12 protein-coding genes are annotated in these 12,913 nt (G+C 56.6%); 8 read left to right on the forward strand and 4 right to left on the reverse strand.

All coding sequences use genetic code 11. From position 1 onward, the window contains the following. Positions 1-86: 86 nt before the first annotated feature. The 8 genes from yhfZ to AAIE02_RS21420 all read left to right on the forward strand — a co-directional run bounded on the left by yhfZ (position 87) and on the right by AAIE02_RS21420 (position 7,517). The gene (yhfZ, locus tag AAIE02_RS21385; RefSeq protein WP_498533227.1) at positions 87-992 is read left to right on the forward strand and encodes a GntR family transcriptional regulator YhfZ; all 906 of its coding nucleotides are present in this window, start codon (positions 87-89) and stop codon (positions 990-992) included. Between the two features lie 14 nt (positions 993-1,006). Continuing rightward, positions 1,007-1,363 carry a hypothetical protein gene (locus AAIE02_RS21390; RefSeq protein ID WP_008457820.1) on the forward strand — a complete coding sequence of 119 codons (357 nt, stop codon included), beginning with the start codon at positions 1,007-1,009 and terminating at the stop codon, positions 1,361-1,363. 88 nt (positions 1,364-1,451) lie between these two features. Next, on the forward strand, positions 1,452-2,624 hold the full coding sequence (locus AAIE02_RS21395; protein ID WP_498533228.1) for a YhfX family PLP-dependent enzyme: 1,173 nt from the start codon (positions 1,452-1,454) through the stop codon (positions 2,622-2,624). Then, positions 2,617-3,861: a phosphopentomutase gene (locus AAIE02_RS21400; protein ID WP_498533229.1), complete on the forward strand. Its 1,245-nt coding sequence runs from the start codon at positions 2,617-2,619 to the stop codon at positions 3,859-3,861. The genes AAIE02_RS21395 and AAIE02_RS21400 overlap by 8 nt, the downstream gene beginning before the upstream one ends. Beyond that, positions 3,848-4,738, forward strand: a complete 891-nt coding sequence (locus tag AAIE02_RS21405) for a phosphotriesterase-related protein (protein WP_498533230.1) — start codon at positions 3,848-3,850, stop codon at positions 4,736-4,738. Before AAIE02_RS21400 ends, AAIE02_RS21405 begins: the two co-directional genes overlap by 14 nt. Before the next feature lie 9 nt (positions 4,739-4,747). Continuing rightward, positions 4,748-5,101, forward strand: a complete 354-nt coding sequence (locus AAIE02_RS21410) for a DUF2620 domain-containing protein (protein WP_038478118.1) — start codon at positions 4,748-4,750, stop codon at positions 5,099-5,101. A gap of 10 nt (positions 5,102-5,111) precedes the next feature. After that, positions 5,112-6,416 carry a YhfT family protein gene (locus AAIE02_RS21415; protein WP_008457800.1) on the forward strand — a complete coding sequence of 435 codons (1,305 nt, stop codon included), beginning with the start codon at positions 5,112-5,114 and terminating at the stop codon, positions 6,414-6,416. A 9-nt stretch (positions 6,417-6,425) separates the two neighbouring features. After that, on the forward strand, positions 6,426-7,517 hold the full coding sequence (locus AAIE02_RS21420; protein ID WP_166994629.1) for a PLP-dependent transferase: 1,092 nt from the start codon (positions 6,426-6,428) through the stop codon (positions 7,515-7,517). Positions 7,518-7,544: 27 nt separating this feature from the next. On the opposite strand, the gene cysG is transcribed toward AAIE02_RS21420, so the two are convergent. The 4 genes from cysG to nirB all read right to left on the reverse strand — a co-directional run bounded on the left by cysG (position 7,545) and on the right by nirB (position 12,765). Beyond that, positions 7,545-8,918: a siroheme synthase CysG gene (gene cysG, locus AAIE02_RS21425; RefSeq protein WP_498533231.1), complete on the reverse strand. Its 1,374-nt coding sequence runs from the start codon at positions 8,916-8,918 to the stop codon at positions 7,545-7,547. Between the two features lie 13 nt (positions 8,919-8,931). Next, positions 8,932-9,738: a nitrite transporter NirC gene (gene nirC, locus AAIE02_RS21430; RefSeq protein ID WP_008457795.1), complete on the reverse strand. Its 807-nt coding sequence runs from the start codon at positions 9,736-9,738 to the stop codon at positions 8,932-8,934. A 154-nt stretch (positions 9,739-9,892) separates the two neighbouring features. After that, the gene (gene nirD, locus AAIE02_RS21435; protein WP_008457053.1) at positions 9,893-10,219 is read right to left on the reverse strand and encodes a nitrite reductase small subunit NirD; all 327 of its coding nucleotides are present in this window, start codon (positions 10,217-10,219) and stop codon (positions 9,893-9,895) included. After that, positions 10,216-12,765, reverse strand: a complete 2,550-nt coding sequence (nirB, locus tag AAIE02_RS21440) for a nitrite reductase large subunit NirB (RefSeq protein ID WP_008457055.1) — start codon at positions 12,763-12,765, stop codon at positions 10,216-10,218. The genes nirD and nirB overlap by 4 nt, the downstream gene beginning before the upstream one ends. Positions 12,766-12,913 lie beyond the last annotated feature (148 nt).

Below are 12,913 nucleotides of genomic sequence, written 5' to 3' on the forward strand. Positions count from 1 at the left end.
CTGCATTCTCCTTTTGTCATTTTCCCCTTTGCCATCTATATTCAATTTTATGAAGATATATTCATTCAATAAATTGAAGATAACCGATGAGCCGCAGCTTTATTAAAAAAGAGGGCGTTGCCCAGTCCAGCCTGGCCCGTTATTTACTGGGTGAGAAATGTGGTAACAGGTTGAAAACCATAGATGAATTAGCTGGTGAATGCGGCTTTTCCGTTGGCCTGACGCAGGCCGCATTGAAGACGCTGGAGAAGGCCGGGGCCGTGAGCGTTGAGCGCCGTGGCCGCAACGGCAGCTACCTGCTGAGCATGGATAACAAAGCCCTATTGGCGTTCGCGGACATCGGCAATGTAGTGTGTGCTATGCCGCTGCCGTACACCCGGCTTTATGAAGGGCTTGCCAGCGGTCTGAAGGCGCAGTTTGACGGGATCCCGTTTTATTATGCCCACATGCGTGGGTCGGATGTTCGCGTGGAATGTCTGCTGAATGGCGTTTATGACCTGGCCGTCGTGTCCAGGCTGGCAGCGGACAGCTACCTCAGCAACCCGGATCTTTTTATCGCGCTGACGCTGGGGCCGCACACATACGTGGGCGAGCACAAGCTGATTTGCCGCGCCGGACAGCAGGAGAGCATCCGCCGTATTGGGATTGATCCTCGTTCGGCGGATCAGCGCATCATGACGGATGTGTATTTCTCCGGGCAGGATGTGGAATTGCTTGATGTGTCGTACCACGAGTGTCTGCACAGAATCGCGAAGGGCAGCGTGGATGCGGTGATTTGGAACGTCAGCAACGAAGCCGATTTGACGGCACTGGGGCTGACTGCCCTCCCGTTAAGCGGGGACAAATGTTTCCTGACGGCATCGGAAGCGGTGGTGCTGACGCGAAGTGAAGATATCCCTATTCAGCAATTGCTGAGAACGGTGGTGGATAAGAATGCCCTGCTGGCGCATCAGCAAAGCGTGCTGAGCGGTGAACAGGAACCAAGCTATTGACAGAGGTAATCAGTATGGAAGACCGGCTCAATCTGCTCTGCGAGGCAGGCGTCATCGACCGGGATATTTGTGATGGCATGAAAGTGGTTGTGACGCAGCTGGAGACCCACTGGGCTATTCCGCTGCAGAACGATCAGGGGGCAATGGCCATCACCCACATGGCTAACGCGCTGATGCGCAGCCGCCGTGGGGAAGAGGTGAACCCACTGGATGAAGAGCTGTTGGCTGAGATTAAAACCGACAGCGTCTTTGGTGATGTTGAGCAGGCCCACCACGCATTGCTGGCGCCGTTCAACGTGCAGCTGCATCCGAACGAAGAAGGGTATCTGCTGGCTAACCTGTTCAGCCTGTGGCTGATTCATAAGGGCTAACGGATTTATTTACAGCGTTTTTTCTTAGCTTAAATATTCAAAAAAATGATTATTTAAGAGGTTTATTTATCAGGTCGCGAGGCAAGGCATGTTTATTGAGGCACTCAAGGCACAGAACCCGGCGTTGATTGATGCGGCCAGAACGCTTTGGCGGCAGGGCGCGGTACTTCCCGATACCTGGATTATCGATGTCGATCAGGTTCTGGAGAACGGCCGGAAACTGCTCGCGGCCGCGCAGAAGCACGGCATCACGCTCTACTTTATGACCAAGCAAATCGGGCGTAACCCCTGGCTTGCCAACAAGCTGATTGAGTTGGGCTTTAAAGGCGCCGTGGCCGTTGATTTTAAAGAAGCCCGCACGCTGCGTGAAGCCAATGTGCCCGTCTCACATGTGGGCCATCTGGTGCAGGTGCCGGTGGCCCTGGTTGAAGAGAATGTGAACGGCGAGACGGAAATCATCACGCTTTTCTCGCTGGAAAAAGCCCGCGAAGTGTCCGATGCCGCGCTGGCGAGCGGGCGTGTTCAGGCTGTAATGCTGAAGGTATTCGCCGAGTACGACCGACTTTACCCGGGCCAGGAAGCCGGTTTTCCGCTCGGTGAGCTGGACGACGTGGTACGTGCCATTCGCGCAATGCCTGGCATTCGGCTTGCCGGGCTGACGCATTTTCCCTGTCTGCTCTGGAACGAAGAGCAGCAACAGACGCAGCCAACCCGCAACTTGATCACGCTGCTGAAGGCGCGAGACTTGCTGCACGAACAGGGGATTGAGATCGAGCAAATCAACGCGCCGTCGGCCTCAAGCTGCAGCACTTTCTCCATTCTGGCTGAGCACGGGGTAACTCATGCCGAACCGGGCCACGCGCTGACCGGCACCATTCCGGCGAACCAGCATGGCGATCAGCCCGAGGCGATTGCCATGCTCTATCTGACAGAAGTTTCCCATCAGTTTCAGGGCAAAAGCTATTGCTTCGGCGGGGGATATTATCGTCGCGGGCATGCGCAGAATGCGCTGGTGTTCAGCCGCGATGTGCAGGCCGAGCAGGCGCGATTGCTGCCGCCAGACAACACCAGCATTGATTATCACCTGGCGCTGGAGGGCCACTACCCCGTTGGCAGCCCGGTGGTGATGTGCTTCCGCACGCAGATTTTTGTCACCCGCAGCGACGTGGCGCTGGTGTCCGGCATCCAGAGCGGGAACCCGGTGCTCGAAGCGCTGTACGACAGCCTTGGGCATCCGATTCCGGGAGGTCAACATGAGTAAGTTTCTGGTGCTGGTCATAGACAGCTTCGGCGTGGGCGCAATGGACGATGTACCGGACGTCAGGCCTCAGGACATCGGCGCGAATACCTGCGGACATATCCTGCAGCACTTTCCCGACCTGCGTTTACCCACGCTTGAGAAGCTGGGCCTGATTAACGCGCTGGGTTTTACGGCCAATGTGATGCTGCCGAACGCCGATGCCGCGTATGGCACAGCCGAATTGCAGCATGAAGGTGGGGACACTTTTATGGGTCACCAGGAAATTTTGGGCACAAGGCCACAAACGCCACTCCGTATGCCGTTTTCTGCAGTGATCGACGACGTAGAACGTGAACTGGCTGACGCTGGCTGGCAGGTTGAACGCAGAGGTGGCGAGCTGCAGTTTCTGTGGGTAAATCAGGCTGTCGCCGTGGGAGATAACCTTGAGGCCGATCTTGGACAGGTGTTTAACATCAGCGGCAATCTCAGCACCATACCGTTTGAGCAGGTACGCGCCATTGGTGAAGTCGTGCGCCACTGCGTCAAAGTGGGTCGGGTCATTGCCTTTGGTGGCTTGCTTGAGAGCAGCGAGCAGCTGATTAACGCCGCGGAAGAGAAACAGGGGCTTTATGTCGGCATTAACGCCCCGCGTTCCGGGGTATACAAAAGTGGGTTCCAGGTGGTGCATATGGGCTACGGCGTGGATGCCAGCGTTCAGGCTCCACAGCAGCTGCATCAGGTCGGTGTTAAAACCGTGCTGGTGGGTAAAGTGGCGGATATTGCGATTAACCCGCACGGCATCAGCTACCAGAATCTGGTCGATTCGCAGCGCATTCTTGATATCACCCGGGATGAGCTGAATAAACCTGGCAGCGCCTTTATTTGTACCAACATTCAGGAAACCGATCTGGCGGGCCACGCTGAAGACGTTGCGCGCTATGCCGAGCGGCTTGAGCTGGTAGACAAAAACCTGGCTCTGCTGATGGCCGATATGCAGGTCGGGGATTGCCTGGTCGTCATGGCGGATCACGGGAACGACCCGACGATTGGCCACAGCAAGCACACTCGTGAAAACGTGCCGTTGCTGGTTTGGCAGCCCGGTATAACAGGCGCTTATCTGGGCGCACGCGCTACGCTTTCTGATGTCGGCGCCACGGTTTGTGACTTTTTTAGGGCAGCCGCGCCGCAGAACGGAACGTCGTTCCTGCCGCTGCTGAATGTCTCTTCAACAGGTGGAGTGAATCATGACGGGGTATAAGCATATCGATCCATCGGGCTATACCTATGCCCACGAGCATCTTCATATCGATCTTTCCAGCTTCAAGGACAACATCGATTGCCGACTGGATCAGTACGAGCTGATTTGCGGTGAAATGAAGTCACTCTACGCGCAGGGTGTGCGCAATATCATTGAAATGACCAACCGCTACATGGGGCGCAACCCCCAGTTCCTGCTGGATATTATCCGTGATACTGGAATTAACGTGATGGCCTGCACCGGCTACTACCAGCACGATTTCTTCCCGCCGCACGTGGCCACCACGCCGGTTAAAGTGCTGGCGCAGGAGATGATCGATGAAATAGAAATTGGCATCGACGGCACGGCGTTAAAAGCGGGAATCATCGCGGAAATAGGCTCCAGCGTGGACGTTATCACCCCGGTGGAGAAGCGAGTTTTCCAGGCGGCAGCCATCGCGCATCATGAAACCGGCAGGCCGATTTCAACCCATACGTCATTCAGCACCATGGGCCTTGAGCAACTGGCGCTTCTGAAGTCATGGTGCGTGGATCTTTCCCGCGTCACCGTCGGGCACTGCGACCTGAAAGACAATCTGGACAACATCCTGCGGATGATCGATCAGGGCGCCTACGTCCAGTTCGATACCATCGGCAAAAACAGCTATTACCCGGACGAAAAACGCATTGCGATGCTGAGCGCGCTTAAAGATCGCGGACTGCTCGACCACGTCATGCTGTCGATGGACATTACTCGTCGCTCCCATTTGAAAGCGAACGGCGGGCCAGGTTTTGACTATTTGCTTACCACGTTTGTGCCGATGCTGCTGGAGGCCGGTTTCAGCCAGCCAGACGTCGATTTGATGTTACGTGACAACCCCTCTGTCTTTTATAAGTAAGGATTTCCCATGAAAAAGATCGGTGTCGCTGGCCTACAGCGCGAACTCATCAAACAAACCATCGAAACCGCCGCGCCGGGCAGCTTCGAAGTGTTTATCTATAACGACATGGACGCCGCGCTGAAGGTGAAATCCGGCCAGCTTGATTACTACATTGGGGCCTGTAATACCGGGGCAGGTGCGGCATTGTCTATCGCCATCGCGGTGATTGGCTACAACCGCAGCTGCACCATCGCTAAGCCCGGCATTAAAGCGAAAGAAGAGCAAATTGCCCGCCTGGTTTCAGAAGGCAAAGTGGCGTTTGGTCTCTCCGTTGAGCATATCGAGCACGCCATCCCGTTGCTCGTTAACCACTTAAAATAAAGGCATCCGTATGGAATTCTACCTTCACCTTGTTGTTGTTGCCTTGCTGACCGGGATGACGGCTTTACTGGCGCACCGCTCCGCGGCGGTGTTCCATGACGGGATTCGACCGATTCTGCCGCAGCTTATTGAAGGCAATATGAACCGCCGCGAGGCGGGGAGTATCGCTTTCGGCCTGAGCATCGGCTTTGTGGCTTCCGTCGGGATCTCCTTCACCCTGAAAACCGGGCTGCTTAACAGCTGGCTGCTGTTCCTGCCGACCGACATCCTCGGCGTGCTGGCGGCCAACAGCGTGCTGGCGTTTGGGCTGGGTGCCGTTTGGGGGATCCTGATCCTGACCTGCCTGGTGCCGGTCAACCACCTGCTGACCGCGCTGCCGGTAGATGTTCTCGGCTCGTTGGGTGAGCTGAGTTCTCCGGTAGTATCTGCCTTTGCGCTATTCCCGTTGGTCGCGATTTTCTACCAGTTTGGCTGGAAGAACAGCCTGTTCGCGGCGGTGGTTGTGCTGCTGACTCGCGTGCTGGTGGTGCGTTTCTTCCCACAGCTGAACCCGGAGTCGATCGAGATTTTCGTGGGTATGATTATGCTGCTGGCGATTGCGATTTTTCAGGATCTGCGCTCCCGGGATAAACATGAACACGATGCTCACGGGCAGTCGGTGTTTGAAGAGCGGACGTCCCGTATTATCAAGAATTTGCCGTATATCGCCATCGTTGGCGGGCTGATCGCCACCGTTGCCAGCATGAAGCTGTTTGCAGGCAGCGAGGTCTCTATCTTTACGCTGGAAAAAGCCTACAAGGTTGGGCTGGATCCGACCCAGTCTCAAAGCCTGATTGATCAGGCCGCACTGGCTGAGTTTATGCGTGGCCTGGGCTTTGTGCCGATGATTGCCACGACGGCGCTGGCGACCGGCGTTTATGCCGTGGCCGGGTTCACCTTTGTATTCGCCGTCGGCTACCTGATTGCTAACCCGCTACTCGCTTTTGTGGTCGGGGCGCTGGTGATTTCCGCTGAAGTCCTGCTGCTGCGCTCTATCGGGAAATGGCTGGGCCGCTATCCTTCGGTGCGTAACGCCTCGGACAACATCCGCAACGCGATGAACATGCTGATGGAGATGGCGCTGCTGATTGGCTCTATCTTTGCCGCCATCAAAATGGCGGGTTATACCGGCTTCACCCTTGCGACAGCGCTGTACTTCCTGAACGAATCGCTGGGTCGCCCGGTGCAGAAAATGGCCGCGCCGGTTGTGGCGGTGATGATAACCGGCATTGTGTTGAATATTCTGTTCTTCTGCGGCCTGTTTATCCCGGCCTAAGGGGGTTATGTGGAAAGCTGGCCATTGCAAAGCCTGAGCCTGGCTCAGGCCCAGCAGAAGCAGTTCGCCCTGGTGGATATCATCTGCCGGCATTTTCCTGGGGCTGATTTTCTGAGCCTGGGGGATATCGGCCTGGTGCCCGGTCTGAATCAGCCCAGCACCACGCAGCGGGTTGAGGCCGTTCTGGCTGATTTCTTCTCTGCGCCAGCCGCCGCGCTGGTGCAGGGAGCCGGCACCGGGGCTATTCGTAGCGGGCTGGTGGCATTGCTAAACGCTGGCGATAAGCTGCTGATTCATCAGGCTCCGCTGTACCCAACCACGGCGGTTATCGCCGAACAGATGGGGCTGGAGCTGATTCGGTCAGATTTCAATACGTTAAATGATGTGGAAGCCGCTATTGCGGCTCATCGTCCGGCTGCAGCTTTGATTCAGCATTCCCGCCAGACATTGGATGACGCCTATTCATTGGCTGATGTGGTGGCCTGTTTTAATCGCCACGCTTTGCCGTCGCTGGCCGACGATAATTATGCGGTGATGAAGGTCGACAACATCGGCTGCGAGTGTGGAGCCACGCTGTCGACCTTCTCCTGCTTTAAGCTATTCGGCCCGGTGGGCGTTGGCGTTGTGGTCGGTGATAAATCGGCCGTTCAGGCTGTGCGTCAGAGCATGTACTCGGGCGGCAGTCAGGTGCAGGGCTTCCAGGCTATGGAGGTGCTGCGCGGGTTAGTCTTCGCCCCGGTGATGCATGCCGTTCAGGCGCAGGTGAACGATGCGCTGGTTGCGTTATTGTCTCAGGGCGCTGTGCCTCAGGTTAAAAGTGCATTTATCGCCAATGCGCAGTCGAAGGTGCTGCTGGTGGAGTTTCATCGACCGATTGCCGAAAAAGTGTTGGCGGCCGCACAAAAGCTGGGTGCATTACCTTATCCGGTAGGCGCAGAATCTAAGTATGAAATCCCGCCGCTTTTTTATCGGCTTTCCGGGACCTTTAGACAGTCTGAGCCGGAGCTGGAAAAGCGGATGATCCGCATCAACCCGAACCGCAGCGGCGCAGAAACCGTGTTAAGAATTTTGCGGGAAAGCTGTGCAGAGGCAGAAAAGTAAAAGGGAGGCTGGTGCCTCCCTTGGTATTTAATGGTTTGAGAACCAGTTTAGCCTGTCACGAAGGCCCACCACTCGGCCTACAATAATCAGCGCCGGGCTGCCAACCTGGGTGGCCAGCTCGCCTAATTGGTTTAGGGTGCCGTCCACGACGCGCTGATTCACCGCCGTGCCGTTTTCTACCAGCGCAACCGGCATGCTCTCTTCCATCCCGTGGGCGATCAGCTGCTGCTGAATAGCCGAGGCCTGATTAAGCCCCATGTAAAACACCAGCGTTTGTTTCTCTGCCGCCAGGTTAGCCCAGTCGAGTTCGCCCCCGGTTTTCAAATGGCCGGTGACCAGGCGCACGCTTTGCGCGTAATCCCGGTGAGTAAGCGGAATGCCTGAGTAGGCGGAACAGCCGGAAGCTGCGGTGATCCCCGGCACGACAGAGAACGGAATTCCGCCGTTGCACAGCGTTTCCAGCTCTTCACCGCCGCGCCCAAAGATAAACGGATCGCCGCCTTTCAGGCGAACTACGCGTTTACCTTTTTGCGCCTCCCGCAGCAGGATTTGGTTAATCTCTTCCTGCGGCACGCAGTGGTAGCCCGCCCGCTTGCCGACAAACACGCGGTCTGCATCGCGGCGGACCAGATTCATGATGTCGTCCGACACCAGGCGGTCATAAACTACAACATCGGCCTGCTGAATTTGCTGCAGGCCTTTCAGCGTCAGCAAGCCAGCATCGCCGGGGCCAGCGCCAACCAGCACCACTTCACCTCGGTGATCGAGCGGGGTGGAGAACAGCGATTCCGTCTCTTTTTCAACGGCAAGCTGGTCTTCGTTGGCCAGATACTGCGCCAGGCGATCGTTAGTGAAAAACTTCTCCCAGAAGCGGCGACGCTCGCCCATGGTGGCAAAAGCTTGTTTCACACGGCCACGCAGAGTACCTGCAAAAGCGGCGATTTTACCCAGATGCAGCGGCAGGCTGGCTTCCAGCTTTTCGCGCAGCAGTCGGGCCAGAACAGGGGACGTGCCGCCGGAAGAGACGGCGATCATCAGCGGGGAGCGGTCGATAATCGACGGCATAATGAAGCTCGCCTGTTTCGGCGCATCCACCACGTTGCAGAAGATCCGGCGGGATTCAGCGGCGTCGCTAACCTGCTGATTCACCTCATCGTTGTCGGTGGCGGCAATTGCCAGCCAGCTTTCGTCCAGCAGCGTTTCAGAGAACGCCCCTTCGGCCAGCGTCAGCATATTTTGCTCAGCCCACACCCTAAACTGTGGGCTGAATTCGAGGGCGTTAACGGTGATGCGCGCACCTGCCTCCAGCAATAAACGCGCTTTGCGTTCAGCGACATCGCCACCGCCTACCAGCAGGCAGGCGCGGCCACGTAACTGACAAAATATCGGCAGGTGATCCACGGTCAATCCTCAATTAATTACGGGCGGTTTCCGCTGCGCCTGCGGCGGCAGGCTGCGGGCGTTCGGCTTTCGGCGTAGCATACCAATAACCCAGACCCATGAATACCACGCCGGAAAGGGTGTTCCCCAGCGTGACCCACAGCAGGTTATGGCCGATGCCGGACAGCGTGTAAGCCTCGCTATGATGGCCAAACCAGGACAGGGCAAACAGCGTCATGTTGGCGATGGAGTGCTCGTAGCCGGAGGCAATAAATGCCAGCAGGCACCACCAGATTGCGATGAACTTCGCCGCCCCTTCGGTGCGAATTGCCATCCAGATTGCCAGGCAAACCAGCCAGTTACACAGCGCCCCTTTAAAGAACAGCACCATCGCTGGTGCAGTGGTTTTTGCCAGCGCGACGGCGTGCACGATACTGGTATCTACCGGCAGCAGACTACCGCCGCCCCAGCTATACAACAGCGCGACAAATACCGAGCCGACCAGGTTGCCCAGCCAGGTTTGCGGCAGAATCGCCCACATTTGGCCGTGAGAGATGGTGCCGGCTTTCACGCCGAAGGTCAGGAACATGGTGTGCCCGGTGAACAGCTCGGAACCGGCGATAATCACCAGCGTCAGGGCGATCCCGAAGGTCGCCCCCATCACCAGCGGACGAATGGCCGGATCGAGTAAATTACCGAGGGTGAAAATCAGGATGATGCCAAGGCCAACGTAGGCCCCAGCCATGGCGGAACTGACCCAGAAGCCCAGAGGATTTGTCTGCGAGAGACGGTTAATGCGCGCGGCATTCGCTGCACACTTATTGATGGTGTCGGTGAACATTTTTGCTATCCCAATGAAGTTAAAAAATAAAAATTAAAAAAAACTGATTTCCCCTCACCCTAACCCTCTCCCTGGGGGAGAGGGGATCGCCGGAGAAGCCTTTGTGACTTTCTCCCTCTCCTGGAGGGAGAGGGCCGGGATGAGGGCGAATGGATTATGCTTTTATCTGCACCAGCCCGTCCTGCACGCGCGCTTCATAGTGCGGTACGGAACGGCTTTCATCTTCCAGGCACAGGCCGTCCCGCAGGCGGAAGTGCTGCTTTTTCAGCGGGCTGGCAACCCACAGCTCGGCCTGATGTTCTGCAATCAGTCCGCGGGAAAGCACGCTGGCTTCAAAGAACGGGTCGATATTACTGATGGCGTAAACCTGCTCGTCTTTACGCGGGCGGAAAATAGCCACCTGCGCCGAACCGACCAGGGCGCAAACGCCGGTTGCTGGCAGGATATCGTCTAGCTGACAAACGGTTGTCCACTGGCTCATGCGTGTTCCTCCACTTCTACCAGAGTGACCGGAATACGCTCATGCGGCGTGGCCGGACGGTGTTGATCGCGCTCGCTAACAATTTGCACATTCGGGTCGCGCTGCGGGCTGTTGATAAAGTGTTTGAAGCGAACCTGCGCCTGCGGCGTGTTCACAGTTTCCGTCCACTCGCAGATTACTTTCTCGCGCAGGCGGTTAAGCTCCGTTTCAAGCTGATCGTTCAGGCCCAGCTTGTCATCGACAATCACGCTACGCAGGTAATCAATGCCGCCTTCCAGGTTTTCCAGCCAGACGGAAGTACGGGTAAGTTTGTCGGCGGTGCGGATGTAGAACATCATGAAGCGGTCGAGATACTTGATGATGGTGTCGCGGTCGAGGTCCGCCGCCAGCAGGTCCGCATGGCGCGGTTTCATGCCGCCGTTACCACACACATACAGGTTCCAGCCCTTCTCCGTGGCGATAATACCCACGTCTTTGCCCTGCGCTTCCGCACATTCGCGGGTACAGCCGGAGACGCCAAACTTCATTTTGTGTGGGGTACGGATGCCTTTGTAGCGGTTTTCCAGCTCGACGCCAAAGCCTACGCTGTCGCCTACGCCGTAGCGGCACCAGGTGCTGCCGACGCAAGTTTTCGCCATACGCAACGCTTTGGCATAGGCGTGGCCGGTTTCGAATCCGGCTTCAATCAACTGACGCCAGATTTCTGGCAAATCGTCCTTTTGTGCGCCGAACAGGCCGATGCGCTGAGAGCCGGTGATTTTGGTATACAGGTTGTATTCGCGGGCGATACGACCCACTTCCATCAGTCCTTCAGGCGTGATTTCGCCGCCTGCCGAGCGCGGGATCACCGAGTAGGTGCCGTCTTTCTGAATGTTGCCGAGGAAGTTATCGTTGGTGTCCTGCAGCGGCGTCAGCTCAGGCTGCAGGACGTAGTCGTTCCAGCAGGAAGCCAGCAGCGAACCCACGGTGGGTTTACACACTTCGCAGCCGTAACCCTTGCCGTATTTGTGCAGCAGCTGGTCGAAGGATTTGATTCCTTCCACGCGGATCAGGTGGTACAGCTCCTGGCGCGAGAAGGCGAAGTGTTCGCACAGGTTGTTGTTCACTTCGATACCGGCTTTGGCCAGCTCGGCGTTCAGCACCTGAGTCACCAGCGGAATACAGCCACCGCAGCCGGTCCCTGCCTTGGTTTCGGCCTTCAGCGCCGCCACGGTGTGGCAGCCTTTGTTGATGGCTTTGATCAGGTCGCCTTTGGTGACGTCAAAGCAGGAGCAGATCTGCGCGCTTTCCGGCAGCTTATCGACGCCGATAGACGGTTTGCCGCTGCTGGCGTGTGCCGGCAGGATCAGCGCATCCGGGTTTTCCGGCAGCTCAATTGCGTTCAGCACCAGCTGCAGCAGGTTGCCGTAGTCGCTGGTGTCGCCCACCAGTACGGCACCAAGCAGGGTTTTATTGTCTTCGCTAACCACCAGGCGCTTGTAAACCTCTTTGCTTTCATCGAGGTAAACGTAGCTGCGGGCGTTAGGCGTGCGGGCGTGCGCATCGCCAATGCCGCCGACATCAACGCCGAGCAGTTTCAGCTTGGCGCTCATGTCGGCGCCTTCAAAGGTGTTTTCCGTGCCGAGCAGGTGGTCGGCCGTGACCTGAGCCATTTTATAACCCGGCGCAACTAGCCCAAAAACGCGGTTATTCCAGCTGGCACACTCCCCGATGGCATAAATATCCGGATCGGAAGTCTGGCACTTATCGTTGATGGTGATCCCGCCGCGCTGGGCCGTTTCGAGCCCACATTGCGTAGCCAGCTTGTCCTGCGGACGAATACCGGTGGAGAAGACGATGAAATCCACTTCCAGCTCGCTGCCGTCAGCAAAACGCATTGTTTTACGGGCTTCAGTGCCCTGCTGGACGATTTCCTGGGTGTTTTTGCCGGTATGCACACGCACGCCCATGCGCTCGATTTTGCTGCGCAGTTGTTCGCCGCCCATGCGGTCAAGCTGCTCGGCCATCAACATTGGCGCGAATTCGATAACGTGGGTTTCCACGCCAAGGTTTTTCAGCGCCCCGGCCGCTTCCAGCCCCAGAAGGCCACCGCCGACGACGGCCCCGCGTTTGCTGCGGCGGGCGCAGGACTCAATGGCATTAAGGTCTTCGATGGTGCGGTAAACGAAGCAGTCCTGGGTTTCAGAGCCTTTAATCGGCGGGATCCACGGGTAAGAACCTGTCGCCATCACCAGTTTGTCGTAATAAACGGTGCGGCCGGTATTGGAATGGATCACTTTTTCCTGGCGATTGATGGTGATGGCACGTTCGCCAACCAGCACTTTTACGCCATGTTTTTCGTAGTAGCCGTCGCGGACAAGGGAGAGTTCTTCAGCGGTATGATGAGAGAAATAAGAAGAAAGGTGTACGCGATCGTAGGCTTTACGCGGCTCTTCACAAAATACGGTGATGTCGAACTGGTCCGGCGGGGCCTTATCAAGTAAGTCTTCGATAAAGCGATGGCCAACCATGCCATTACCGATAACTGCGATTCTGACTTTGCTCATAATTGCCTCAATTTCTTTTCTATTACCGCCTACCTTAACGATTCAGCTGTGGTGATTATTGATGCAAATCAAATGCGCCTTTATATACCCATTAAGAGGTATATCATTGATTTTGATGTGCTTTTGTAAGTTATGGAATTGTCTGGTT

Source organism: Cedecea sp. Ae19-4, from assembly GCF_059801165.1.

Bases quoted from the DNA above. Each gene is read 5' to 3' on its own strand.
- yhfZ (WP_498533227.1), top strand. From the start codon at position 87: ATGAGCCGCAGCTTTATTAAAAAAGAGGGCGTTGCCCAGTCCAGCCTG.
- AAIE02_RS21390 (WP_008457820.1), top strand. From the start codon at position 1,007: ATGGAAGACCGGCTCAATCTGCTCTGCGAGGCAGGCGTCATCGACCGG.
- AAIE02_RS21395 (WP_498533228.1), top strand. From the start codon at position 1,452: ATGTTTATTGAGGCACTCAAGGCACAGAACCCGGCGTTGATTGATGCG.
- AAIE02_RS21400 (WP_498533229.1), top strand. From the start codon at position 2,617: ATGAGTAAGTTTCTGGTGCTGGTCATAGACAGCTTCGGCGTGGGCGCA.
- AAIE02_RS21405 (WP_498533230.1), top strand. From the start codon at position 3,848: ATGACGGGGTATAAGCATATCGATCCATCGGGCTATACCTATGCCCAC.
- AAIE02_RS21410 (WP_038478118.1), top strand. From the start codon at position 4,748: ATGAAAAAGATCGGTGTCGCTGGCCTACAGCGCGAACTCATCAAACAA.
- AAIE02_RS21415 (WP_008457800.1), top strand. From the start codon at position 5,112: ATGGAATTCTACCTTCACCTTGTTGTTGTTGCCTTGCTGACCGGGATG.
- nirC (WP_008457795.1), bottom strand. From the start codon at position 9,738: ATGTTCACCGACACCATCAATAAGTGTGCAGCGAATGCCGCGCGCATT.
- nirD (WP_008457053.1), bottom strand. From the start codon at position 10,219: ATGAGCCAGTGGACAACCGTTTGTCAGCTAGACGATATCCTGCCAGCA.
- nirB (WP_008457055.1), bottom strand. From the start codon at position 12,765: ATGAGCAAAGTCAGAATCGCAGTTATCGGTAATGGCATGGTTGGCCAT.